General features: G+C 72.2%; 26 protein-coding genes, 1 tRNA gene and 1 riboswitch. Of the genes, 6 read left to right on the top strand and 21 right to left on the bottom strand.

Going from position 1 to position 22,017, the window contains the following annotated elements:
* Positions 1–144: 144 nt before the first annotated feature.
* The 9 genes from K4G59_RS14925 to K4G59_RS14885 all read right to left on the bottom strand — a co-directional run bounded on the left by K4G59_RS14925 (position 145) and on the right by K4G59_RS14885 (position 7,889).
* Positions 145–2,748 carry a DUF4153 domain-containing protein gene (locus K4G59_RS14925; protein ID WP_231251851.1) on the bottom strand — a complete coding sequence of 868 codons (2,604 nt, stop codon included), beginning with the start codon at positions 2,746–2,748 and terminating at the stop codon, positions 145–147.
* Complete coding sequence (locus K4G59_RS14920; RefSeq protein ID WP_231251850.1) at positions 2,745–3,443, bottom strand: response regulator transcription factor; 699 nt, start codon at positions 3,441–3,443, stop codon at positions 2,745–2,747. The genes K4G59_RS14925 and K4G59_RS14920 overlap by 4 nt, the downstream gene beginning before the upstream one ends.
* A gap of 64 nt (positions 3,444–3,507) precedes the next feature.
* Entirely contained in the window at positions 3,508–4,584 is a 1,077-nt protein-coding gene (locus K4G59_RS14915; RefSeq protein ID WP_231251849.1) for a sensor histidine kinase, read from the bottom strand.
* 10 nt (positions 4,585–4,594) lie between these two features.
* On the bottom strand, positions 4,595–4,861 hold the full coding sequence (locus K4G59_RS14910) for a DUF4031 domain-containing protein (RefSeq protein WP_231251848.1): 267 nt from the start codon (positions 4,859–4,861) through the stop codon (positions 4,595–4,597).
* Positions 4,858–5,643 carry a TrmH family RNA methyltransferase gene (locus K4G59_RS14905; RefSeq protein WP_231251847.1) on the bottom strand — a complete coding sequence of 262 codons (786 nt, stop codon included), beginning with the start codon at positions 5,641–5,643 and terminating at the stop codon, positions 4,858–4,860. Before K4G59_RS14905 ends, K4G59_RS14910 begins: the two co-directional genes overlap by 4 nt.
* A 5-nt stretch (positions 5,644–5,648) precedes the next feature.
* Positions 5,649–6,035 (bottom strand): 50S ribosomal protein L20, encoded by a 387-nt coding sequence (gene rplT / locus K4G59_RS14900; protein WP_090971165.1) that lies wholly within the window; start codon positions 6,033–6,035, stop codon positions 5,649–5,651.
* Between the two features lie 66 nt (positions 6,036–6,101).
* Complete coding sequence (locus tag K4G59_RS14895; RefSeq protein WP_056606600.1) at positions 6,102–6,314, bottom strand: large ribosomal subunit protein bL35; 213 nt, start codon at positions 6,312–6,314, stop codon at positions 6,102–6,104.
* 43 nt (positions 6,315–6,357) lie between these two features.
* The gene (infC, locus tag K4G59_RS14890) at positions 6,358–7,113 is read right to left on the bottom strand and encodes a translation initiation factor IF-3 (protein WP_372461821.1); all 756 of its coding nucleotides are present in this window, start codon (positions 7,111–7,113) and stop codon (positions 6,358–6,360) included.
* 230 nt (positions 7,114–7,343) lie between these two features.
* Positions 7,344–7,889: an SseB family protein gene (locus K4G59_RS14885; protein WP_231251846.1), complete on the bottom strand. Its 546-nt coding sequence runs from the start codon at positions 7,887–7,889 to the stop codon at positions 7,344–7,346.
* Between the two features lie 46 nt (positions 7,890–7,935).
* On the opposite strand from K4G59_RS14885, the gene K4G59_RS14880 reads away from it, so the two are divergent.
* From K4G59_RS14880 to K4G59_RS14865, 4 genes are read left to right on the top strand one after another with little or no spacing between them, the layout of a single operon-like run.
* Entirely contained in the window at positions 7,936–8,394 is a 459-nt protein-coding gene (locus K4G59_RS14880; RefSeq protein WP_231251845.1) for a hypothetical protein, read from the top strand.
* Positions 8,391–9,608, top strand: coding sequence for an amino acid deaminase/aldolase (locus tag K4G59_RS14875; protein WP_231251844.1), 1,218 nt, complete (start codon positions 8,391–8,393; stop codon positions 9,606–9,608). The genes K4G59_RS14880 and K4G59_RS14875 overlap by 4 nt, the downstream gene beginning before the upstream one ends.
* Positions 9,598–10,164, top strand: a complete 567-nt coding sequence (locus tag K4G59_RS14870; RefSeq protein ID WP_231251843.1) for a nucleoside/nucleotide kinase family protein — start codon at positions 9,598–9,600, stop codon at positions 10,162–10,164. Before K4G59_RS14875 ends, K4G59_RS14870 begins: the two co-directional genes overlap by 11 nt.
* Positions 10,165–10,187: 23 nt before the next feature.
* Positions 10,188–11,102 (top strand): aldose 1-epimerase family protein, encoded by a 915-nt coding sequence (locus K4G59_RS14865; RefSeq protein ID WP_231251842.1) that lies wholly within the window; start codon positions 10,188–10,190, stop codon positions 11,100–11,102.
* On the opposite strand, the gene K4G59_RS14860 is transcribed toward K4G59_RS14865, so the two are convergent.
* From K4G59_RS14860 to K4G59_RS14850, 3 genes are read right to left on the bottom strand one after another with little or no spacing between them, the layout of a single operon-like run.
* Positions 11,099–11,551, bottom strand: coding sequence for a PH domain-containing protein (locus tag K4G59_RS14860; RefSeq protein WP_231251841.1), 453 nt, complete (start codon positions 11,549–11,551; stop codon positions 11,099–11,101). The two genes, K4G59_RS14865 and K4G59_RS14860, sit on opposite strands and share 4 nt — an antisense overlap.
* Positions 11,535–12,380: an ATP phosphoribosyltransferase gene (gene hisG / locus K4G59_RS14855; protein ID WP_231251840.1), complete on the bottom strand. Its 846-nt coding sequence runs from the start codon at positions 12,378–12,380 to the stop codon at positions 11,535–11,537. The genes K4G59_RS14860 and hisG overlap by 17 nt, the downstream gene beginning before the upstream one ends.
* 7 nt (positions 12,381–12,387) lie before the next feature.
* Complete coding sequence (locus tag K4G59_RS14850; RefSeq protein WP_207081577.1) at positions 12,388–12,651, bottom strand: phosphoribosyl-ATP diphosphatase; 264 nt, start codon at positions 12,649–12,651, stop codon at positions 12,388–12,390.
* A gap of 106 nt (positions 12,652–12,757) precedes the next feature.
* Here K4G59_RS14850 and K4G59_RS14845 point away from each other — a divergent pair, with 106 nt between their 5' ends.
* On the top strand, positions 12,758–13,033 hold the full coding sequence (locus K4G59_RS14845; protein WP_231251839.1) for a DUF3072 domain-containing protein: 276 nt from the start codon (positions 12,758–12,760) through the stop codon (positions 13,031–13,033).
* 10 nt (positions 13,034–13,043) lie between these two features.
* On the opposite strand, the gene ribH is transcribed toward K4G59_RS14845, so the two are convergent.
* From ribH to K4G59_RS14815, 6 genes are all read right to left on the bottom strand, one after another.
* A complete protein-coding gene (gene ribH, locus K4G59_RS14840; protein ID WP_231251838.1) occupies positions 13,044–13,523 on the bottom strand; it encodes a 6,7-dimethyl-8-ribityllumazine synthase in 480 nt (159 codons plus the stop codon).
* Positions 13,520–14,785: a bifunctional 3,4-dihydroxy-2-butanone-4-phosphate synthase/GTP cyclohydrolase II gene (locus K4G59_RS14835; protein WP_231251837.1), complete on the bottom strand. Its 1,266-nt coding sequence runs from the start codon at positions 14,783–14,785 to the stop codon at positions 13,520–13,522. Before K4G59_RS14835 ends, ribH begins: the two co-directional genes overlap by 4 nt.
* Positions 14,782–15,480, bottom strand: a complete 699-nt coding sequence (pnuC, locus tag K4G59_RS14830; RefSeq protein WP_372461824.1) for a nicotinamide riboside transporter PnuC — start codon at positions 15,478–15,480, stop codon at positions 14,782–14,784. Before pnuC ends, K4G59_RS14835 begins: the two co-directional genes overlap by 4 nt.
* On the bottom strand, positions 15,477–16,106 hold the full coding sequence (locus tag K4G59_RS14825; protein WP_231251835.1) for a riboflavin synthase: 630 nt from the start codon (positions 16,104–16,106) through the stop codon (positions 15,477–15,479). Before K4G59_RS14825 ends, pnuC begins: the two co-directional genes overlap by 4 nt.
* A complete protein-coding gene (gene ribD / locus K4G59_RS14820; RefSeq protein WP_231251834.1) occupies positions 16,106–17,161 on the bottom strand; it encodes a bifunctional diaminohydroxyphosphoribosylaminopyrimidine deaminase/5-amino-6-(5-phosphoribosylamino)uracil reductase RibD in 1,056 nt (351 codons plus the stop codon). The genes K4G59_RS14825 and ribD overlap by 1 nt, the downstream gene beginning before the upstream one ends.
* Before the next feature lie 82 nt (positions 17,162–17,243).
* Positions 17,244–17,373, bottom strand: a riboswitch (FMN riboswitch).
* A 91-nt stretch (positions 17,374–17,464) separates the two neighbouring features.
* Positions 17,465–18,808, bottom strand: coding sequence for a M20/M25/M40 family metallo-hydrolase (locus tag K4G59_RS14815; RefSeq protein WP_231251833.1), 1,344 nt, complete (start codon positions 18,806–18,808; stop codon positions 17,465–17,467).
* A gap of 80 nt (positions 18,809–18,888) precedes the next feature.
* On the opposite strand from K4G59_RS14815, the gene K4G59_RS14810 reads away from it, so the two are divergent.
* A tRNA-Leu gene (locus K4G59_RS14810) sits at positions 18,889–18,977 on the top strand.
* An 82-nt stretch (positions 18,978–19,059) separates the two neighbouring features.
* Here the strand turns inward: K4G59_RS14810 and K4G59_RS14805 are convergent.
* From K4G59_RS14805 to K4G59_RS14795, 3 genes are all read right to left on the bottom strand, one after another.
* The gene (locus K4G59_RS14805; protein WP_231251832.1) at positions 19,060–20,442 is read right to left on the bottom strand and encodes an MBL fold metallo-hydrolase RNA specificity domain-containing protein; all 1,383 of its coding nucleotides are present in this window, start codon (positions 20,440–20,442) and stop codon (positions 19,060–19,062) included.
* A 5-nt stretch (positions 20,443–20,447) separates the two neighbouring features.
* Positions 20,448–21,431 (bottom strand): polyphosphate kinase 2, encoded by a 984-nt coding sequence (gene ppk2 / locus K4G59_RS14800; protein ID WP_231251831.1) that lies wholly within the window; start codon positions 21,429–21,431, stop codon positions 20,448–20,450.
* Positions 21,432–21,508: 77 nt separating this feature from the next.
* Positions 21,509–21,961 (bottom strand): VanZ family protein, encoded by a 453-nt coding sequence (locus tag K4G59_RS14795; RefSeq protein ID WP_231251830.1) that lies wholly within the window; start codon positions 21,959–21,961, stop codon positions 21,509–21,511.
* Positions 21,962–22,017: the final 56 nt, after the last annotated feature.

Below are 22,017 nucleotides of genomic sequence, written 5' to 3'. Positions count from 1 at the left end.
CGCGCGGCGGCACAAGGACGCCGCAGAGTCTAGAAGTGGAGGGGCATCGGGTCGGACGGGGCACTCCCCGGACCCACGACGTCAGCTGCCCGACGGACCAGGTCCGGGGCGCAGAAATCGCAAGCACGTGTCCACGCCCCTAGGTTACTCGGCGAACCTGTTCCACACATCGGCGCACTCGTCCTCAGGCGCAGGGAACCCCGGAAGCACACCGATCCGGCGAACAGCGTCCTGCGCCCGTGACCGGGACAGATTCCACGCCCGCACGTCGTCGAGGGCCTCGGGGTCCAGCGAGCTGAGCGGCAGTGTGCGGAGCACGCACCGCGCCACCTCCGCGGGAAGGCGCTCCACGATGACGGGGGCGGCGTCGGCCGACAGCGACTGCAGGTAGTAGAGGTCGAGTGCGCCCGTGGACTTGTAACGGTCGAGGTTGCGCCCGGCCACCCACGCGTCGGGATTGATCGCCGCCAACCCGACCAGCGCGACCGCCCCGGACGCGAGCGCCACCCGCGGCAGCCAACGACCGAGGCCGAGCGCGCCGGCCACCATGATCGAGAGCACCACGAAGCCCAGCCATCCCTCGAAGACGTCGACGAAGAGCCGCAAGGTGGTGAAGCCGTAGGCGTCCTGGTAGACGCCCATGCCTCGCAGCGCAGAGGCGACCACGAGGAGGGTCAGTGCGCAGAGCAGGCCGAGTGAGGCGAACATCCAGCGGCGGTCAGCGGGGGCCTCCCCCGCCCGCCTCGACGCCACCCACACCACGAGCACGGTGAGCGCGGTCGCCAGGGTGAGCTGTCCGAAGCCCTGGTGGACGTAGTCGGCGTACGTCAGTCCGGTGGACGCCTCGATGTAGGCGCGCCCGCCGATCAGGGCACGCGCCTGGGCCGCGATGAACGCCACGAACACGGCGTCGACGACGAGCACCGGCACGAGCCACTCGAAGCGGTTGGCCAGCGGGGTCACCCGCCGGTCAGCGAGCACCTCCACCCGGGCGGGGTTGAGCGCGAGGTAGCCGGCGCCGAGGGTGGCGGCGAAGACGAACCCGGCCAGGAACAGCCGGCCGACGACGTCGTTGAAGCTCAGGGTCGGCACCAGCTGGTCGACCCACGACCCGAAGACGGGGTTGGCGCTGGCGAAGATCGTGCCGAAGACGCCCAGCCCCAGCAACGACCACACCGCCGTACGCACCAGGGCGGGCGTGCGGGACCCGGTGCCGGCGATGCGGAGCGACCGACCGAACCACGGCAGCCCCCGCAGCGAGGCGAGCGGCCACGCGATGCCCGAGAGCAGGATCCCGGGGACCGTGCGAGCACCGGTCATGCCGCACAGGAAGACGGCCGTGGCGGAGATCAGCCCGAGCGCCTGCACCCACCAGGCGTCGAGGAGGGTCATCGGCAGGACGAGCAGCAGGGCCAGGACGCTGCACAGGACGGTCCACGTCTCGCGCCGTCGGCGCGCGGTCGCGAGAGCAGCCGCACCGCTCGTCACTGCCACGAGGGTCCAGGTCACGCCGACCGCGGTGAGGGACAGCGCCAGTCCGGCCACGAGCCCGGCTGCTGCGGCGGCCGCGACGGTCGCCAGGCCCGAGCCGATCCCGGACTCGGGCCAGAACCTGCCGAACAGCTGGTCGAGCCCGGACGGCGGAGTGCCGCCGACCGCCAGGTCGTCAGGCGACGGCGGTGCGGGCCGGGTGGTCGCGGTCATCGGAGTCTCCTGTGTCGTCGTGGGAGTGGTCCACCGTGGACCGGCTGGAAGAGGTGTGGGCACGGCGAGACGCAGGCGGGCGCCCCGCCCGGCGGGTGGGTCGAGGAAGCGCAGGGTGCCGCCGTGCAGCTCGGCGACCCACCGGGCCACGGCGAGACCGAGGCCGGTGCCACCGGCGCCGTCGGTGCCGAACCGCGCGAAGACCCGCTCGCGGTCCTCGGGCGCCACTCCCCTACCGCTGTCGGTGACCTCGAGCCACCACCCGTCGGCGACCGCGCCGGCGCTGACCCGCACGTGCGTGTCGGGCGGTGCGTGACGACCGGCGTTGTCGAGGACGTTGACGAGCAGCTGGCGCAGCCTCGCCGGGTCGGCGCGAACGCGCAGGTCATCGGCGACCTCGACGTCGTACCTCCCGGGTCGACCGGCGGACACCACCTGGGCCACTGAATCGACGACGAGAGCGCGGAGGTGGATCTCGCGACGGTCGAGGTCGACCACCCCCGCCTCGAGCCGTGAGAGCTGGAGCAGGTCGTCGACCAGGGAACCCAGCCGCTGCGCCTGCTCGAGCGCGGCGCCCAGCTGGGCGGTGTCGGGCGGCACCACGCCGTCGGCGAGGTTCTCGAGCAAGGCGGTCATGGCTGTCAGCGGGGTCCGCAGCTCGTGGGACACGGTCGCGATGAGGTCGCGCCGCTCCCGGTCGACGGTGGCGAGGTCCTCGGCCATCCGGTTGAACGCCGCTGCGAGCTGACCCACCTCGTCGGTGGCCGACGTGCGCACCCGACCCGAGTAGTCACCACGTGCCATCGCCCGGGAGACGGTGGTCATCTGCCGCAGGGGCGCCACCATTCCCGCAGCAAGGAGCTGGGTGACGCCGAGTGCGAGCGCCACGCTGACCGGCAGGACGAGCAACGGCGAGACGTCAGCCGCGGAACCGAGCAGCGTCAGCAGCACCGCGGTGACGACGGACGCCACCACCAGCAGGCCGAGCTTGGTCTTCAGGCTCGACACGGCGTCCAGCGGGCTGCCCGCCGGTGGGGCGTTCACGGCAGGTCCTCCAACGCATAGCCCACCCCGTGGACCGTGCGGATGCGCGCGGCCCCGACCTTGCTGCGCAGCGCCTTCACGTGGCTGTCGACCGTGCGGGTGGCGCTGGCGCTGGCCCAGGCGTCCCCCCAGTCCCACACCTCGCGCAGCAGGCGCTCGCGGCTGAGGACCTGCCCGGCCTCGCGGGCCAGGCAGAGCAGCAGGTCGAACTCGGTCGGCGTGAGGTGCACCGCCTCGCCCGTCACGGTCGTACGCCGGGTGCCGGGGTCGAGGCGCACACCGCCGACCTCCAGCGCCGCGGGACGCTGGTCGACCAGGGCGGCGGCCCGCTCCACGCGCCGCAGCAGGGCGGAGACGCGGGCGACCACCTCGCGCATCGAGAACGGCTTGGTGAGGTAGTCGTCCGCGCCGACGCCCAGCCCGACCAGCAGGTCGGCCTCGTCGTCGCGCGCGGTCAGCATCAGCACCGGCACCGGCCGGTCCGCCTGGATGCGCCGGCACACCTCCAGGCCGTCGTAGCCCGGCAGCATCACGTCGAGGAGCACCACGTCAGGGTGCCTCGCCGTGGCGATGTCGACCGCCGACGGACCGTCGAAAGCCTGGTCGACCGTGTATCCCTCGGCCCGCAACCGGTCGGCGAGCGCATCGTTGATGGTGCGCTCGTCCTCGACCACGAGGGCCCTGCGTGACGTCATGCACCGACCCTAGGAGCCGGACCGGGGTGGAGGCGGGGACGACTCGTGAAGGTTGTGTGGAGGCTCAGTCCTCGCGCCGGTCCACGCTCGGCCAGTCGACCATCACCCGCGCGCCACCGCCGGGAGCGTCGTCGATCGTGACCCACCCACCGTGGGCGCGTGACAGACCGCCGACGATGTACATCCCCAGCCCGGTGCCACCGGACTCCCCCGTCGTCCAGAACTTGGTGAAGACCCGCCGGCGCAGCTCCACCGGGATTCCGTCGCCCTCGTCGTCGACCGTGATGCGCACGCCGGGCAGCTCGGGGAGTGCGGCGAGCCGAACCCGGACCCGGCCCTGACCGTGGCGTACGGCGTTCTCCACGAGGTTGGTCACGACCTGGGTGAACTTGTCGGGGTCGGCGAAGACCTCCGGGAGGTCGTCCTCGACGTCGAGCCCGACGTCGCGGGCCGTGCCGGCCTCGATCGAGTCGACGACCCGGCGCACCAGCACCTCCGCAGACGACTGCCGGGGGTAGAGCTGGAGCCGGCCGGTGTCGATGCGTGCGACGTCGAGGAGCTCTGCGATCAGCCTGGCAAGTCGGTCGGCGTCGGCGTTGACCGTCATCAGCATGAGCTTGCGCTGGTCGTCGCTGAGCTTGTCCCAGCGGTTCAGCAGCGCCTGCACGAAGCCCTTGACGCCGGTCAGCGGTGACCTCAGCTCGTGCGCCACCGTGGCGACGAGGTCGGAGCGCTCCCGGTCCAGCCGTGCTCGTCCCCGACCGCTGCGAAGACCGACCGCGATCCCCGCCACCGGTGCGAGCGGCTCGTTGCGGATCAGCGTCGCGGTGGTGAGGACCTCCTCACCGGCAGCGCTCAGCCACGACTGCTCCGGCATCGCGCGCACGATGGAGATGCTGTCGAAGGGCCGGTTGACGTCGAGCCAGGTGCGGCCGTCCTGGTCGAGCAGCCGGAGCACGTCGGCCAGCGGCATCCCGAGCGCGTCCCGGGCGTCGACCCCGAGCAGTGCGGCTCCCTGGGCGTTGAGGATCGTCACGACGCCGTTGCGGGTGGCGCCGAGGATGCCGTCGGGGTAGGAGTCCGCCAGCGAGCGCAGCCTGCTGGGAGCGCTCCCGACCCGTCTGCCACCCTCGTCCGTCACAGCCGCAACCCTAGTCGCGCGACTGCGCCTTCGGCCGCCGCAGGCCCGCGGCGCGCAGGGCGAGGACCAGCTCGCGGGACGCGACCGGGACCGCCCCGGCGGCCACCATGGCGTCGTAGTGGTCGGCCGGCACGTCGTAGTGGTCACGGTCCCAGCCGCGCGACGGGATCCCGTGCGCCGCGGCGAAGGCGTGCACCTCGTCGTACGACGTGTCGCTGGCCAGGTGCGACCACAACCGGTCCCAGCGGGGCACCGATGGCGGGTCGATGAGGATCATCGCGACGACCGTTGGGCGCGGGCGCTCGCGTAGAGGCACACCGCGGCCGCCGTGGAGAGGTTGAGGCTCTCGGCACGGCCGTGGATGGGGATGGCCACCCGGTGGTCGGCCAGCGCCGCGAGCTCGTCGGGGAGCCCCCAGGCCTCGTTGCCGAACAGCCACGCCGTCGGGCCGGACAGGTCGACGTCGAAGAGGTCGTCCTCACCACCGCCGTCGGCGGCGAGGACAGTGAGCCCGCGGGCCTGTGCGGCACGGACTGCCGCAGCCGGGTCCGGTGCGATCGCGAACGGCAGGTGGAACAGGCTGCCGACCGTGGCGCGCACGGTCTTGGGGTTGTAGGGGTCCACCGACTGGCCGGCCAGCACCACCGCATCGGCGCCCGCCGCGTCAGCGGTGCGGATCACGGTGCCGGCGTTGCCGGGGTCGCGGACGTCGGCGCAGATGGCGAGCAGCCGCGGGGACGCGGTGACGACGTGCTGCAGCGGGGCGTCGAGGTGGCGGCATACCGCCACCACGCCAGCGGGGCTCACCGAGTCCGACAGCGAGGCGAGCGCGCGGTCGTCGACCAAGGTGACGTCGGCGCCGGTGAGCAGGGTCGCGTGGTGCTCGAGCGCAGCAGGCGTCGCGAAGACCTCGACGACGCAACCCTCGACGGAGAGGGCCCCCTCGACGGCCTTCGGGCCGTCAGCGAGGAAGAGCCGCCGCTCGGTGCGTACCGAGCGGCGGCTCAACTTGCGAGCCTCCTTGACGCGACTGTTCCCAGCGGTCAGTGGAGTGCCCATGTGGATCAGGCGGAGACCTTGGGCGCGTTGACGTCCTCGGGCAGCGCGGCCTTGGCGGCCTCGACGAGCGCGGCGAAGGCCGGGGCGTCGTTGACGGCAAGCTCGGCGAGGATCTTGCGGTCGACCTCGATGCCGGCCAGGCCGAGGCCCTGGATGAAGCGGTTGTAGGTCATGCCGTTCGCGCGGGCAGCGGCGTTGATGCGCTGGATCCACAGCTTGCGGAAGTTGCCCTTGTTCTTGCGGCGGTCGTTGTAGCTGTAGACGAGGGAGTGGGTGACCTGCTCCTTCGCCTTGCGGTAGAGGCGCGAGCGCTGGCCGCGGTAACCGCTGGCGCGCTCGAGGGTGGTACGACGCTTCTTCTGGGCGTTCACTGCGCGCTTGACGCGTGCCATGGTGCTACTCCTTGGTGCAGAGGAAAATCAGGATGGGACGGCGGCTGGGCCACCAGGGGATGAGGCTCAGATGCCGAGCATCTTCTTGGCGCGCGAGACGTCGCCCTTCTCGAGCTCGACCATGCCGGCGTTGCGGCGGTGCTTCTTGCGGCTGCCCGTGGTCGGCGCGGACGCGAACGCAGCGCCGGACTTGCGGCCGGCCTGCAGGCGCATGATCTTGCCCGAGCCCGTCACCTTGAAGCGCTTCTTCGCGCCCGAGTGGGTCTTGTTCTTCGGCATGTCTGTCTCTTCCTTCGATTGCGTGTGTCTGTGGGAGCGAGGCTCAGGCCTCGATCTCCGGATCCAGGTTCTCGGAGCGGCCGCGCTCCTTCTTCTGCGCCACGGGGCCGGCGGCGTGGGCTGCCTCGCGCTCCGCGTCCTCCTCGGCCTTGCGCTCGGCGCGCTCCTGCTCCTTCGAGGCGCGGGCGGCGTCGGCGTCGATCTTGGCGTCGGCCTTTTTCTTGTGCGGGCCGATGACCATCGTCATGTTGCGACCGTCCTGCTTCGGCGAGGACTCGACGAAGCCGAGCTCCTGCACGTCCTCGGCCAGCTTCTGCAGCAGGCGGAAGCCCAGCTCGGGGCGGTGCTGCTCACGACCGCGGAACATGATCGTGATCTTGACCTTGTCGCCGGCTCCCAGGAAGCGCACGACGTGACCCTTCTTGGTCTCGTAGTCGTGCTTGTCGATCTTGGGACGAAGCTTCATCTCCTTGATGATCACGTTCGTCTGGTTGCGGCGCGACTCGCGGGCCTTCTGGGCGTTCTCGTACTTGAACTTGCCGTAGTCCATGAGCTTGCAGACCGGGGGGCGTCCCTGGGGAGCGATCTCGACGAGGTCGAGGTCGGCCTCCACGGCCAGCTTGAGTGCCTGGTCGGTCGGCACGATGCCAACGGTCTCGCCGTTGGGTCCGACGAGCCGGACCTCGGGTACGCGGATCCGCTCGTTGATGCGCAGCTCGGTGCTGATGGGTCCTCCAGTGGTTCGGTGGGTGGGAGCTCCACTGTGCCCCGTCGAATCACTTCGCCCGGAAATGCACAACGGCTCCCGCTGGTGCCAAGCGGGAGCCAGTCACGACACGTCCCCCTCTCGGAGGAGCTCGTGGTCACAGAGGTCGCGCGACTCCTGTGCTCACTGGACCTTGACCCGACGATCTGTGGTGCAGGGCGATCGGTGCGGGTGGGAGACGATGGTGCTGCCTCCGCTTGGCGGGATCGGCGCCACCGTGGATCTGTGGTGGCACTGATCGGTCAACACGGAAGGCTAGCGGATCATTGCGCCGACGGGCCAATCCAGCCGTGTCCCTGTCCCACGCCCACCAGGCGCCAGCCCGCGGCCAGCCGGGTGAGGTCCTCGCCGTCGACGACGTACGTCGCCGGGCCGGCGAGGTCCACGAGCAACGCCTCGGCACCGTCCTGGACCGCGGCGGTGGCAGCGGTGGCGGCAGTGACGGGCACCGGACGTGCCCCCGGGTCCCACAGCGCCATGGTCTCGGTGGAGGTGAAGGCCAGCAGCCCCGTGCTGCCGTCCGCGGCCTGCACCAGCACGGCTGCCATGTCGGACGACTTGTCGTGGGCGAGCCCCTGCGCGTCGTGCTCGACCTCGCCGAGGACCGCGACCACCGGCACCAGGAGCCGGGCGTCCTGCAGCGTGGCCAGCACGGTGCCCGAGGTCGCCCGCCCGGCCACGTGATCGGCCAGCGCGCGGCGTACGCGGGGGTCGGCCTCGCCGCGGTCGTCGGCGAAGCCCGGGTCCGGGATCGTCCGGGGCGGCTCGTCCGGGGCGGCGGTCTCGGGTCGCGGGTCGTCGTGGGGCACACCGTCATTGTCCCGGAGGTGTGGCGCGCTGTGGGACTCTGGGGCCGTGGATGGGACTACGTGGGCCGCTCTGACCGCCGCACTCACCGTCGCGGGAGGCATCTGGACGTGGATCGCTTTCCGACGCAGGGGCGCGGTCAACGGGCTGCGCGCCCTCGGCTTCACCCTCCTTCCGGCCGCCGCATGGCTCACCGGGACCCTGGAGGTCGTGGTCGAGATCGCCGGGTCGGTCACCGACTGGGCCACCGGGCTGGTCTTCGACGTCTTCACGTGGGCGGGTGTGGGCCTGGCCGGCCTCGCCGTCGTCCTGTTCGTGGTCAGTGGCTTCCTGCGCGACCGCCAGCTCGGTCGCGCCCAGGGCGGGGGCGCTGCACCGGGCCGCGTCGACCGCAAGGCCGCGGACGCTCTCCCCCGCACGTCGTCTCCCGGTCCCGCGGGTCGCCCCGCGGTCGACGACGACCTCGCCGACATCGAGGCGCTGCTGCGCAAGCGGGGCATTGAGTGAGTGACCACCTCGTCGAGCGCAACCGGTTGTGGGCGCGGCTCGACCAGGCGGTCGCGGCCCTGCCCGAGCCGCCGTCCACCCCCATCGCGGTGGTGGACCTCGACGCGTTCGACGCCAACGCCGCCGACCTCGTGCGCCGCGCCGGGGGCAAGCCGCTGCGGGTCGCGTCGAAGTCGCTGCGGGTCGCGGAGCTCGTCCGGCGGGCCCTGGCCCACGACGGCTTCTCGGGCGTCCTGGCCTTCACCGTCGCCGAGGCGCTGTGGCTGCACGAGACAGGCGTCAGCGACGACATCGTCGTGGCCTACCCCTCGGTCGACGTCGCCGCGCTGCGTCGCCTCCTCGCCTCCCCCGCTGCCGCGGGCGCCATCACGTTGATGGTCGACGACCCCGCGCACCTCGACGTCGTCGACGCGGCACGGGTCGTCGACGACGTGGAGGTCCGCATCGCCCTCGACCTCGACGCGGGCCTGCGCCTGGGCGGGCAACACATCGGACCCAGACGCTCCCCGCTGTTCGACACCGCCGACGTCGTGGCGCTGGCCCGGCAGGTCCTCGAGCGCGACGGGTTCCGGCTCGTCGGCGTGATGACCTACGAGGGACAGGTGGCCGGGGTCCAGGACGACGTCCCGGACCAGCGGACCAGGTCCCTGCTCGTACGCCGCCTCAAGCAGGCGTCGATGGCTCAGCTCGAGGTGCGGCGACGCGAGATCTCGGAGGCGATGTCGCGCGTCGCGGAGCTGGAGTTCTGGAACGGCGGCGGGTCCGGCTCGGTCGAGGCGACAGCCGCCGACGGTGCCGTCACCGAGATCGCGGCCGGGTCGGGGCTGCTGGTGCCCGGGATCTTCGACCACTACGCCTGTTTCGAGCCGCGCCCGGCGGCGTACTTCGGGCTGCGGGTCACCCGCAAGCCGACGCCGGCCGTCGCGACGGTGCACGGCGGCGGCCTCATCGCCAGCGGCGCGACCGGGGCGGACCGCTCACCGGTGCCGTGGGCTCCACCGGGGCTGCACCTGACCGGGCTCGAAGGCGCCGGCGAGGTGCAGACGCCGCTCACCGGTCACCCCGCCGCGCTCCTGCGCATCGGCGACCTGGTGTGGTTCCGCCACGCCAAGTCCGGCGAGCTGTTCGAGCACGTGCGCGACGTGCACCTGGTCCGGGGCGGGGTGGTCACCGACGTCGTCCCGTCCTACCGCGGCTGCGACCGTGCCTTCTGACTCCAGCACCGACCCCCGTGCCACCGCCGGCCTCGTCGCCGGCCGGGTGCTCGACGCCCCGCCCACGCTCGGCACCGGACGGCTGGTCTGCATCGACGGGCCGGCCGGGTCCGGCAAGACCACCCTGGCAGCCGAGATCGCCGACCTCGCCCCGCACGCCCAGGTGGTGCACTGCGACGAGCTGCTCGAGGGCTGGCGGGGGCTCCCCGGCCTGGCCGGCTCGCTCGAGCGGCTGCTGGCCCCACTGGCGGTCGGCGAGGTGGGCCGGTGGCGCCGCTGGGACTGGGTCGCCGATGGCTGGGCCGAGTGGCACGCCGTGGCTCCGGGTGGGCTCCTCGTGCTCGAGGGGGTGGGGTGCTGGTCGCCGACCGTCGCCCACCGGGTCGGCGTACTGGTCTGGGTCGAGGCCGCCTCCGACCTGCGGCTCGAGCGGGGGTTGGCCCGCGACGGCGAGCACATGCGCCCGCAGTGGGAGCAGTGGCGCACTGACGAGGAGCAGCTCTTCGCCCGGCTGCGGACCCGCGAACACGCGGACCTCGTCGTCACCACCGGCTGACGTCCGTCACTAGGGTGGCCGCCATGGTCCTCCCCAGCGGCGAGCAGTACGAGATCCGCGCGGCCGGCTACGTCGCCGTCGTCACCGAGAGCGGTGCCGCCCTGCGGACCCTGTCCCACCACGGCCGCGACCTGGTGGACGGTTTCGCCGACACGGAGATGTCCGGCGGGGGTCGCGGGCAGCTGTTGATGCCGTGGCCGAACCGCATCCGCGACGGCCGCTACTCCTTCGGCGGTCGCGAGCACCAGCTGGGCCTGAGCGACCCCACCCGTGGCAACGCCTCGCACGGACTGGCCCGGTGGGCTTCATGGACCGTCGAGGAGCACACCGGCACGTCGGTGTCGCTCGTGCATCGGGTGATGGCCCAGAGCGGTTACCCGTGGGCCCTGGACCTGCACGTCCTCTACGACCTCACCGCCGACGGGCTCGTCGTCACCCAGACCGCCACGAACCTCGCACCCGAGCCGGCGCCGTACGCCAGCGGGGCGCATCCCTACCTCGCGGTCGGGACCACCATCGAGGACCTCGAGCTGCTGGTGCCGGCGCGTACCCGGCTGGTGGTCGACGACCGCCGGCTGCCGATCGGCACCGAGCCGGTCGCCGGGGCGTACGACTTCGCGACCCCGCGCCGCATCGGCGACACGGTGCTCGACGACGGCTTCGGCGACCTCCGGCACGAGGACGGCCGCGTCACCGTCACGCTCCTCGACCCGCGCACCGGGCGCGGAGTCGCGCTGTGGGTCGACGATCGCCACCGGTGGCTCCAGGTCTTCACCCCGCCAGCCGACGGCGGACGGCCGGCGATCGCGGTCGAGCCGATGACCGCACCGGCGGACGCCTTCAACTCCGGTACCGACCTGACCACGCTCGCCCCTGCGGGGAGCGCCGGCGACGAGCTGTCGGTCTCGTGGGGCATCCACGCCCTCCAGCCGGTCTAGCGGTCGAGCAACGCCCGCACCTGGCGCACGCCGTCGCGGGCGACCTTGCCGTCGGAGCCCTGGAAGGCCATGGCGGAGATCGTCGTGCCGTCGGCCAGGTCGATCACGGCCCACGGTGCCCCGGCGGGGAGGTGGATCGCGACGACCTGCTCCCAGGCGAGGTGGCGCGTCCGGAACCCGTTGACGACCACCAGCGCGTCAGGCTCCGCGGTGACGCGGGCACGCCCCAGCGCCCAGCCGCACGCGGCCAGGCACCCGCCCAGCACCAGCAGCGTGAACCGCTGGAGCCACGTGAAGCGGTCACGCACGGACTCGTCGAAGCCGAACCACGCCGCGGCACACACCACGAACAGCATCAGACCGAAGCCGACCACCGCGTAGCGCACGCCCATCGGCCGCCAGGTGCGGGGCAGGTCGCCACGACCGACCGGCTCAGAGGCGGCAGGCATGGATGTCCGTGAGCAGGATGGCGCGCGCGCCGATCGAGTAGAGCTCGTCCATCAGCCGCTGCGACCCGGCCCGGGGCACCATCACCCGCACAGCGACCCAGCCGGCCTTGCCCAGCGGCGAGATGGTCGGACCCTCGCGCCCGGGTGCGAGCTCGGTCGCGCGCGGGAGGTCTGCCTCCTCGATGTCGTAGTCCATCATCACGTAGCTGCGGGCCACCAGGACGCCCTCGATGCGGCGCCGGAAGATCTCGAAGTCGTCGTGCACCACGTCACCGCGGGTGATCAGCACGGCCGCGGAGTCGAGGATGACCTCGCCGAAGGTCGCCAGCCCGGCAGCGCGCAGGGTGGTGCCGGTCTCCACCACGTCGGCGATCACGTCGGCGACGCCGAGCTGGATGCTCGTCTCGACCGCGCCGTCGAGACGGGTGACGGAGGCGTCGATGCCGTGGCGGAAGAGGTAGTCCTCGACCACGCCGACGTACGAGGTCGCGATGCGCAGGCCGCGCAGGTCCTCCAGGGAGGAGTAGCGGCCGGCGGGGCCGGCGAAGTGGAAGCGCGAGCGGCCGAAGCCGAGGTCCATCACCTCGTCGGCCTTGGCACCCGAGTCGAGCAGCAGGTCGCGGCCGGTGATGCCGACGTCGAGGGTGCCCTCGCCGACGTAGAGCGCGATGTCGCGCGGGCGGAGGTAGAAGAACTCGACGTCGTTCTCGGAGTCGACGAGCGCGAGCTCCTTGGAGTCGCTGCGCTGGCGGTAGCCGGACTCGCGCAGGATGTCGGTGGCTGCCTGGGACAGCGATCCCTTGTTGGGGACGGCGATGCGAAGGGTCATCAGTGGCTCACAGGTGTGCGTAGACGTCGTCGAGGGTCAGTCCGGAGGCGAGCATGAGCACCTGCGCGTGGTAGAGCAGCTGGCTGATCTCCAGCGCCGTCGCGTCCCTGCCCTCGTGCTCGGCGGCCATCCAGGACTCGGCGGCCTCCTCCAGCAGCTTCTTGCCGATGGCATGGACGCCGGCGTCGAGCTGGGCGACGGTGCCGGAGCCCTCGGGGCGCTCCTCGGCCTTGGTGGACAGCTCTGCCCACAGCTCCTCGAACGTCTTCACGAGGGACAAGCCTACGGCGCGGCGCCCCGCGCGCTGCGGCCGGTCCCGGGTGCGGACCACCCCGCGGGAGGGTTGTCCTCGCCGGTGCGCGGGCTACAGTCGCATCATGACTGAATCGAACATGCATTCGGATCCCGACACCACCGACAGCCGGGTCCCCGAGACCCCGGACGCCGACACCCTGGGCGGCCCCCAGGGCGACACCACCCGCAAGGACCCCGAGGAGTGGGTCACCGGCGACGAGCCGATCACGGGCGCGCAGCGCAGCTACCTCGACACCCTCGCCCGCGAGGCCGGCGAGGAGCTTCCCGGCGACCTCACCAAGGCGCAGGCCTCCGAGCACATCGATCGGCTCCAGGGCGCGACCGACCGCACGTCCTGACCGACGGCCCTCAGCGCCCGCGCAGTCCTTGCAGGACTCGTGCGGTGTCGAGGGCGGCCGCGGTGGCCTCCCAGCCCTTGTCCTCCGACGAGCCGTCGAGCCCGGCCCGGTCGAGCGCCTGCTCCTCGGTGTCACAGGTCAGCACGCCGAAGCCCACCGGGACCGCGTGCGCCACGCTCACCTGCGTGAGGCCGTCGGTCGCGGCCGAGCAGACGTAGTCGAAGTGTGGGGTGCCACCGCGGATCACCACCCCCAGCGCCACCACGGCGTCGTACCCCTCGTGGGCCAGGGCCGCGGCGACCACCGGCAGCTCGAAGGTGCCGGGGACCCGGACCACCTCCGGCTCGGTGATGCCGTACGCCGCCAGCGCGCGCTCGGCGCCGCCCACCAGTCCGTCCATGACCTGGGTGTGCCAGCTCGCCGCGACAACGGCGACCTTCAGGCCGCTCGCGTCGAAGGGCTGGGACGTGGGTGCTCCGGCGCCGCTCATGGGCGTCCTCCTTCGTGCAGGGGCTCGTCTCCGACCAGGTCGGGCAGGTCGTGCCCCATCCGGTCGCGCTTGGTCAGCAGGTAGGTGAGGTTGTGGTCGTTGGGGTGCGGCGTGAGCGGGACCCGCTCGGCCACCGTGATCCCGAAGTCCTCGAGGCTGGCGGTCTTGTCGGGGTTGTTGGTCATCAGGCGCACCGAGGAGACCCCGAGGTCGCGCAGGACCTGCGTCGCGGTGCCGTAGTGGCGTGCGTCGGCGGGCAGGCCCAGGTCGAGGTTCGCGTCGACCGTGTCGCGCCCGCCGTCCTGGAGCTGGTAGGCCTGCAGCTTGGCGACCAGGCCGATGCCGCGGCCCTCGTGGCCGCGGAGGTAGACCACCACTCCCCGGCCCTCGGCGACGACCCGGGCGAGGGCCTCGTCGAGCTGGGGACCGCAGTCGCAGCGCTCGCTGCCGAAGACGTCACCGGTGAGGCACTCGCTGTGCACCCGGGTCAGCACCGGCTCGTCACCGCTGATGTCACCGTGCACGAGCGCGACGTGCTCGCTGCCGTCGATGGTGATGCGGTAGCCGTAGGCGGTGAAGTCGCCGTGTCGCGTGGGCAGGCGCGTCTGCGCGACCCGCTCGACGTGGCGCTCGTGCCGCCGGCGGTAGCGCACGAGGTCCTCGATCGAGATCATCGCGAGCCCGTGCTCGTCGGCGAACTCCCGCAGCTCGGGCCCCCGCTTCATCGTGCCGTCGTCGTTCACCACCTCGACGAGCACGCCGGCCGGGGTCAGGCCGGCCAGCACGGCGAGGTCGACGGCTGCCTCGGTGTGCCCGCGGCGCACGAGCACGCCACCCTCGCGGTAGCGCAGGGGGAAGACGTGCCCGGGCCGGGTCAGCTCCCACGGCTCGGTGGCCGAGTCGGCGAGCGTGCGGGCGGTGTGCGCGCGGTCCGCGGCGCTGATGCCGGTGCTGACACCGTCGCGGGCGTCCACCGAGATCGTGTACGCCGTGCGCAGCTTGTCCTTGTTGTGCGGGGTCATCAGCGGGATCTCGAGACGCTCCAGCATGTCGCCGGGCATCGGCACGCAGATCACGCCGCTGGAGTGGCGGATCGTGAAGGCCATCAGCTCCGGCGTCGCCTTCGCAGCGGCGAAGATGATGTCGCCCTCGTTCTCACGGTCCTCGTCGTCGACGACGACGACGGCCCTGCCGGCCGCGATGTCGGCGACGGCGCGCTCGACGGGGTCGAGCCTGACCCTGCTGTCGGGAGTGGTGCTCATGCTGCGACGACCTCCTCGGCCTTCTCGGTACCGCTGGACTCGACGACGGTGCGGCTGGCGCGGAGCCAGACCACGAAGCCGATGACGACGAAGACGGCGTAGACGAGGTACATCCCCGCCGTCGGGTAGTAGCCGGCCTGGACGAGGGTGGTCACGCCGACGACGTCGACGAGGACCCAGACGAGCCAGAACTCCACCCATCCGCGCGCCATGCCGTAGGTCGCGAGCACGGAGCCGGCCAGGATCCACGCCTCGGTGCTCGGACCCCACGAACCGATCCGCTGGAGCACGACGTACGCCGCGGCGTAGCCGACGACGCCCAGCACGAGCAGCTGGACCCGCTCGGCACCGGTCGCCCACCGCGGGGCGATGGCGCCACCGTCGGACGCGCCGCCTGCGTCGCGCAGCCGGGACCAGCGCCACCAGCCGTAGAGCGAGACGGCGGCGAAGAACACCTGGCGACCGGCCTGTCCCCACAGCGGCTCGGCGACGGCGCCGGAGAGCTCGCCGGTCGCGAAGACCGTGAAGAGCAGGACGTTGCCGACCAGGCCGACCGGCCACGCCCACACCACGCGCCTCATCCCGAGGATCGCGCTGGCGAGGCCGAAGAGGTTGCCGACGACCTCCCGGGCGCTGAGCTCCCCGCCGGGCACCGGGATGGTGCCGTCGAGGAGCCACTCGATCAGGGGCATCAGGAGTCCTTCTGGACGTGGGCCGGGAGGTGGGTGGAGGCATGGGCGCCGAGAAGCTTCTCCACGTGCTTGGCGATGACGTCGGCCTCGAGGTTGACCAGGTCACCGGGACGGCGCGAGCCGAGCGTGGTGCGGGCGAGGGTCTCGGGGATGAGGCTGACGGTGAAGGAGGACTCCCCCGCCTCGACGACGGTGAGGCTCACCCCGTCGACGGTGATCGAGCCCTTGTCGACGAGGTAGCGCGCGAGGTGGGCGGGCAGCGAGACCTCGACGACCTCCCAGTGCTCGCTGGGCGAGCGGGAGACGATCTCGCCGACCCCGTCGACGTGGCCCTGCACGATGTGGCCACCCAGGCGCTTGTCGACGGTCACGGCGCGCTCGAGGTTGACCCGGTCACCGGGGGCCGCGCCGCGCAGCGAGGTCTTGTCGAGGGTCTCCTGCATCAGGTCGGCGGTCCACCGGCCCTCCCCGAGCTCGGCGACCGTCAGGCAGCAGCCGTTGACCGAGATCGAGTCACCCAGGACGGTGCCATCGAGCACGGTGGACGCCTCGATCGTGAGCCGGATGGCGTCTCCCTGGTCGGTGACCTCGGCGATCGTGCCGAGCTCCTCGACGATTCCGGTGAACATCAGGCCCTCCTGGGGGTCGTGAGCGGCTTCATGGTCAGCCGCACGTTGGTGTCCTCGCCGTCGTGGCCCTGGAGCACCGCCACGTCGGTGACGTGCAGGTGCAGGGCGTCGGCGATCGTGGTGATGCCGAGGTCCGCGACGGCGCTGGTGCCCGCGCCGAGCAGCATCGGCGCGACGTAGGCGACGACCTCGTCGACGAGGCCGGCGGACAGGAACGCGCGGGCGAGCGCGGGTCCGCCCTCGAGGAAGACGTGCTGGCGGTCGAGCTCGTGCAGCCGGGCCAGCGCCTCCCCGGGGTCGCGGGTGCGCAGGTGCACCGTCTCGGCGCGGTCGTTGAAGATGCGGCGGTCGGGGCCGAGGTCGCGCAACCCCATCACCGCGCGCAGCGGCTGCACCGCGACCGGCTCGTCGACCTCGTCCCGGACGGTGAGCTCGGGGTCGTCGACCTCGACCGTCCCGGTGCCGACCAGCATCGTGTCGCAGAGCCCGCGGAGGCGGTGGGTGTCGAGCCGGGCAGCGCGGCTGGAGACCCAGCGGCTGGTGCCGTCGGGGGCGGCACTGCGGCCGTCGAGGGTGGTGGCGAACTTCCACGTGACGAAGGGACGCCGCCGGGCGACGGCGAAGGTCCAGGCGCGGTTGATCGCCTGTGCCTCCTCGATCATCACGCCACCGACGACCTCGATGCCCGCCTCGCGCAGCCGTCCCGCACCACCCACGGCGACGGGGTTGGCGTCGGGCTGGGCGTAGACGACACGGCGTACGCCTGCGGCGACGAGCGCCTCGCTGCACGGCCCGGTGCGACCGGTGTGGTTGCACGGCTCGAGGGTGACCACAGCGGTCGCACCCCGGGCGGCGTCACCGGCCTCCGCGAGCGCGGCGGCCTCCGCGTGGGCCGTGCCGGCGCCACGGTGGAACCCCTCAGCGATCGTGGCGCCATCGGCTGCGAGCAGCACGCAGCCGACGCGGGGGTTCGGACCGAGCGGCACGCCCGGGGTGACGGCGAGCGCCAGCGCACGCTGCATGGCGCGCCGCTCCGCCTCGCTGGTCGTCGTCATCTCCGCCTCCGGTCCGTGGTGGGACTCCGGGGGGCGGGCGACGGCGTACGCCCCTCGCCGGGGCGGGAGGGCGTGGAGCCGCCAGCGTGCACTTCTCATCCGGACTGTGACCGTCGGTCCAGGAGTTCCACCTGGTCAACCGGCCACTGGATGTGGTCGGGTCGCGGACTGTGACCGCCGGTGCGGAGTTCCACCGCCCCCAGAGCACGCAAGCTCTTCGTGGACGCAACTGTGCCACAGCGCGCGTCATTCCCTGGGGGGTGTCCGGTGGTGACGTGCGCGACACCCGCTGACCGTGTCGCGTCAGACCTGGTCGAGGAAGCGGTCGAAGACACGCGCGCCGAACTCCAACGCGTCGACCGGGACCCGCTCGTCCACGCCGTGGAACAGCGCCGTGAAGTCGAGCTCGGCGGGCAGGCGCAACGGCGCGAAGCCGTAGGAGCGCATGTCGAGCCTGCGGAAGTGCTTGGCGTCGGTGCCGCCGCTCATGAGGTAGGGGGCGACGAGGGCGTCGGGGTCCTCGGCGAGGAGGCTGCGGCTCATCGCGGTGACCAGGTCGCCGTCGTACGGCGTCTCCCACGGGTCCTGCTTGGACTCGAAGTCGAACTCGATGCCGTCGCCGGCGAGCTCGTGGAGGGTGGCGAAGAACTCGTCCTCGTAGCCGGGCAGGAAGCGTCCGTCGATCGTCGCGTGCGCCTCGGTGGGGATGACGTTGGTCTTGTAGCCGGCCTTGAGCATCGTCGGGTTGGCGGTGTTGCGGATGACCGCCCCGAGCATCCGGGCCGCGTCGCCGAACTCCTCGACCAGGGCCTCGGCGTTCTCCGGGGTCGCCTCGGTGCCGGCCAGCTCACCGACGGTGGCCAGCAGCACCTCCATCGTGGGGGTGAGCCGCACCGGCCACTGGTGCGCGCCGATGCGCGCGACCGCGCCGGCGAGCCGGGTGACGGCGTTGTCGCCGTTGATCATCGAGCCGTGGCCCGCGCGGCCGCGGGCGGTCAGGCGCATCCACGCCATGCCCTTCTCGGCCGCCTCGATGAGGTAGACCCGGCGGCCCCGGACGGTCGCGGAGAAGCCGCCGACCTCGCCGACCGCCTCGCTGCAGTCGGCGAACAGGTCGGCGTGCTGGTCGACGAGGATCCCGGCGCCGTGGTGGCCGCCCGCCTCCTCGTCGGCGGTGAAGCAGAGCACGACCTCGCGGTCGGGTGCGGCGTCGGCAGCCGCCCGGGCTCGCACGACGCTGAGCAGCATCGCGTCGAAGTCCTTCATGTCGACCGCGCCCCGGCCCCAGACCTGACCGTCCTTGATCTCCCCGGCGAAGGGGTCGACCTGCCAGTCCGACGCCTCGGCGGGCACGACGTCGAGGTGCCCGTGCAGCAGCAGCGGGGCGCGGCCGTCGCCGCCGCCCCAGCGTGCGACGACGTTGGCCCGGCCCGGTCGACCCTCGATGATCCGGCTCTCGATGCCGACCTCGTCGAGGAGCGTGGCGACGTGCTCGGCGGCCTTGCGCTCTCCCGGCCCGTCGTCGGTGCCGTAGTTGGAGGTGTCGATCGCGATCAGGTCCTGGCACAGCTGCACGACCTCCTTCGCGGGGTCGTACGAACGGACCGGCGAGCTGACTGCCGAGGGGTCGGTGGGCGCCTGTTCCATGCCGTCCATCCTGCCCCACGAGCAAGCAGCAGCCCCGATTCGTTGGTGGGGAGCCGCTTTGCTACTGTTTCCCAGCACTCGTCCGGGTGGCGGAATTGGCAGACGCGCTAGCTTGAGGTGCTAGTGCCCGTATTAGGGCGTGGGGGTTCAAGTCCCCCCTCGGACACCAGCTCGACACACAAGCCCCAGGTCCCTGACCTGGGGCTTCGTCGTTGTCGCGGATGCGTCACCCCGTCGGGCCGGGCAGCCCCTCATCCCACCAGGACGCGCTCGCGGTAGGACGGCACGACAGCCGTCCACCCGAGCTCGGTGGAGATCTTGCGGGCGAGGGCGGCCGATGAGGCAGGTTCGCCATGGACGACGTAGACGGTCCGCGGCGGGCGCGGCGCGCGACCGAGCCACTCCAGGGTCTCCCGCGCGTCGGCGTGCACGGAGAAGCCCGTCAGCGCCACCACCTCGGCGCGGACGGGGACGTAGCGGCCGTGGATCTTCACCTGCTGTGCTCCCTCAGCCAGCTGCCGCCCTCGGGTGCCGTCGGCCTGGTAGCCGGTGAGGAGGACCGTGTTGCGGCGGTCGGGCAGCTGGTGCGCGAGGTGGTGCAGCACGCGCCCGCCGGACGCCATGCCCGACGCCGAGATGACGATGCTGGACCGTCCGGGGCGGTTCAGCCGCATGGAGGCCTCGGGGTCGTGGACACCCTGCACGCCGGCGTCGAGGTCGGCCATCAGCGCGCGCGCCTCCGGGCGCAGCTCGGGAGCGCCCCGGGTCGCCGCACGGCGGTAGACCTCGAGCGCGGCGAGTGCCATGGGGCTGTCCACGAAGACGGGCACATCGGGGATCCGCCCCTCTCCCACCAGCCTCCGGAGCTCGAGGAGGACCAGCTCGGTGCGATCGACGGCGAAGGCCGGCATCAGCACCGATCCGCCCCGCTCGACCGTGCGGCAGATCGCGTCGGCGAGCTCGTCCGGGTCCGGCGCGGGGTGCATGCGGTCGCCGTACGTCGACTCCACCACGAGGGTGTCCGCGGCGCGCGGATCCTCCGGCGGGCGCAGCAGCGGATGGTGGGGACGACCCAGGTCACCGCTGAAGGACGCGCGCGACTCCCCCAGGTGCACGTCGACGGTCGCCGAGCCGAGGATGTGGCCGGCGCACGCGAGCCGCACCTCGATACCGGGCGCGAGCGCCACGTCGGTGTCGAGCTCGACCGGGTCGATGAGGGCGAGCGCACGCTCCACGTCGTGGTCGTCGTAGAGCGGGAGGGCCGGACGGTGCTTGGAGAAGCCTGCGGTGTTGGCGTACCTCGCGTCCTCCTGCTGGAGGTGTGCGCTGTCGCGCAGCACGATGGAAGCCAGCTCGGCCGTGGTCCGCGTGCAGGTCACACGCCCGGCGAAGCCGTCCCTCACCAGGCGTGGCAGGTAGCCGGTGTGGTCGAGGTGGGCGTGGGTCAGCAGCACGTGGTCGATCGTGCGGGGATCGACCGGCAGCGGCTCCCAGTTGCGGCGGCGGTGGGTCGCCAGGCCCTGGTAGAGGCCGGCGTCGACCAGGACCCGCGTCCCGTCCGCCTCCAGCAGGAACTTGCTCCCGGTGACGGTGTCGACCGCACCCAGGAAGGTCAGCGACGCGTGCGCGGCCACGGGGCTCACCTCCCCAGCGACTCGATCGGCGGGAAGAACCGTGCGGGGTCCTCGTCGTCCTCGTGGACGCGGGCGGCAGGGCCCACCAGCAGCGGGTCGGGCGTGCCGACGACGTCACGGTCCTTCTGCGGGTAGTCCAGCTGCGAGAGCACGACCCGCATCGCCTCCAGGCGGGCGCGCTTCTTGTCGTTGGACTTGATCACGGTCCACGGAGCGTCACCGGTGTCAGTGTGGAAGAACATCGCCTCCTTGGCGTCGGTGTAGGCCTCCCACTTGTCGAGGCTGGCCAGGTCGGTCGGCGACAGCTTCCACTGCCGGACCGGGTCGGACGACCGCGCGGCGAAACGGGCCGCCTGCTCGGCGCGCGAGACCGAGAACCACAGCTTCACCAGGTGGATGTCGGCATGGGTGAGCATCCGCTCGAAGTCCGGCGTCTCGCGCATGAAGTTGAGGTACTGGACCGGGGTGCAGTAGCCCATCACCCGCTCGACCCCGGCGCGGTTGTACCAGGACCGATCAAAGAGCACGATCTCCCCGGCGCTCGGCAGGTGGGCGACGTAGCGCTGGAAGTACCACTGCGACTTCTCGAGCTCGGTCGGCACGCTGAGCGCGACGAGCCGGGCGCCGCGAGGATTGAGGTGCTCCATGAACCGCTTGATGGCGCCGCCCTTGCCGGCGGCGTCGCGGCCCTCGAAGAGGATCGCGACCTTCTGGCCGGTGTCCTTCACGTGCGCCTGGAGCTTGAGCAGCTCGATCTGCAGCAGCCGCTTGGTGTGCTCGTAGTCGCGACGGCTCAGCTTGGAGGCGTAGGGGTAGCCCTGCCGCCACGGAGGTACGCCGCCGGGCTCGGGCCGGTCGTCGGCCTCCTCGCCCTCCCTGCGGAGCTCGTCGGTCAGGTCGAGGAGCTCGTCGAGCTCCCCCGCGTGCCCGGGGGTGCCGACCGGTACGCGGGGGGACAGGGTCGGGCCGTGGCCGTCGAGGGTCGCCATGCCCCGACGCTAGGGAGCGCGGCGGTTCGCGGGCAGTGCCCATCGTCCCGACCACGGGGGCCCTTCGGCCGCGGGGGTCAGCGGGCGCGGGCCTCGCGCCTGCGCCTGAGCGTGGCGGGGAGGGTCAGCACGAGCGCCAGCGCGACTCCGACGAAGGTGCCGATCGAGTTCGCGGCCACGTCGCGCGGGTCCGGCACCCGGCCGGGGATCGCGCGCTGGGCGCTCTCGATCATCGACGTCAGCACGATGCCGACCACGATCGCGACGGGCCACAGACGGGCGCCCACGAGCAGCAGGAGGAAGACTCCCACCGGGACGAAGAGCCCGATGTTGGCGAGGAACTCGATCCGGTCCACGTTCAGCCTGCTGGTCAGCGGGTCGAGGTCGGGGTAGCGCTCGAGCCGGGCCAGGACACGCGCGGCGAGGCCGTAGTAGTCGGGCTGCTCCGATGCCGGGACCAGGGTGACGAGCCCGACGAAGCCGAGGTAGGCCAGCGTCAGCAGGCTGAGGAAGGGATGTCGGTGCAGCACGCGTCCATCATCCGGGTGGACCACGGGGGCCTCGACGTCGGTGCCGTGGGAGAGGG

Source organism: Nocardioides furvisabuli (assembly GCF_021083185.1).
In the GTDB taxonomy this organism is placed as follows: domain Bacteria; phylum Actinomycetota; class Actinomycetes; order Propionibacteriales; family Nocardioidaceae; genus Nocardioides; species Nocardioides furvisabuli.
The sequence above is the reverse complement of the archived record's forward strand: the minus strand, read 5'-3'. Positions and strand labels throughout refer to the sequence as shown.

What these genes read in the sequence shown, in the direction of transcription:
- K4G59_RS14860 (WP_231251841.1), bottom strand. Translation starts at nt 11,551, where the DNA reads ATGCCTGCCGCCTCTGAGCCGGTCGGTCGTGGCGACCTGCCCCGCACC.
- K4G59_RS14825 (WP_231251835.1), bottom strand. Translation starts at nt 16,106, where the DNA reads ATGTTCACCGGAATCGTCGAGGAGCTCGGCACGATCGCCGAGGTCACC.
- ribH (WP_231251838.1), bottom strand. Translation starts at nt 13,523, where the DNA reads ATGAGCGGCGCCGGAGCACCCACGTCCCAGCCCTTCGACGCGAGCGGC.
- K4G59_RS14865 (WP_231251842.1), top strand. Translation starts at nt 10,188, where the DNA reads ATGGTCCTCCCCAGCGGCGAGCAGTACGAGATCCGCGCGGCCGGCTAC.
- K4G59_RS14910 (WP_231251848.1), bottom strand. Translation starts at nt 4,861, where the DNA reads ATGATCCTCATCGACCCGCCATCGGTGCCCCGCTGGGACCGGTTGTGG.
- ribD (WP_231251834.1), bottom strand. Translation starts at nt 17,161, where the DNA reads ATGACGACGACCAGCGAGGCGGAGCGGCGCGCCATGCAGCGTGCGCTG.
- K4G59_RS14815 (WP_231251833.1), bottom strand. Translation starts at nt 18,808, where the DNA reads ATGGAACAGGCGCCCACCGACCCCTCGGCAGTCAGCTCGCCGGTCCGT.
- K4G59_RS14845 (WP_231251839.1), top strand. Translation starts at nt 12,758, where the DNA reads ATGACTGAATCGAACATGCATTCGGATCCCGACACCACCGACAGCCGG.
- K4G59_RS14895 (WP_056606600.1), bottom strand. Translation starts at nt 6,314, where the DNA reads ATGCCGAAGAACAAGACCCACTCGGGCGCGAAGAAGCGCTTCAAGGTG.
- rplT (WP_090971165.1), bottom strand. Translation starts at nt 6,035, where the DNA reads ATGGCACGCGTCAAGCGCGCAGTGAACGCCCAGAAGAAGCGTCGTACC.
- K4G59_RS14905 (WP_231251847.1), bottom strand. Translation starts at nt 5,643, where the DNA reads ATGGGCACTCCACTGACCGCTGGGAACAGTCGCGTCAAGGAGGCTCGC.
- hisG (WP_231251840.1), bottom strand. Translation starts at nt 12,380, where the DNA reads ATGACCCTTCGCATCGCCGTCCCCAACAAGGGATCGCTGTCCCAGGCA.
- K4G59_RS14835 (WP_231251837.1), bottom strand. Translation starts at nt 14,785, where the DNA reads ATGAGCACCACTCCCGACAGCAGGGTCAGGCTCGACCCCGTCGAGCGC.
- ppk2 (WP_231251831.1), bottom strand. Translation starts at nt 21,431, where the DNA reads ATGGCGACCCTCGACGGCCACGGCCCGACCCTGTCCCCCCGCGTACCG.
- K4G59_RS14920 (WP_231251850.1), bottom strand. Translation starts at nt 3,443, where the DNA reads ATGACGTCACGCAGGGCCCTCGTGGTCGAGGACGAGCGCACCATCAAC.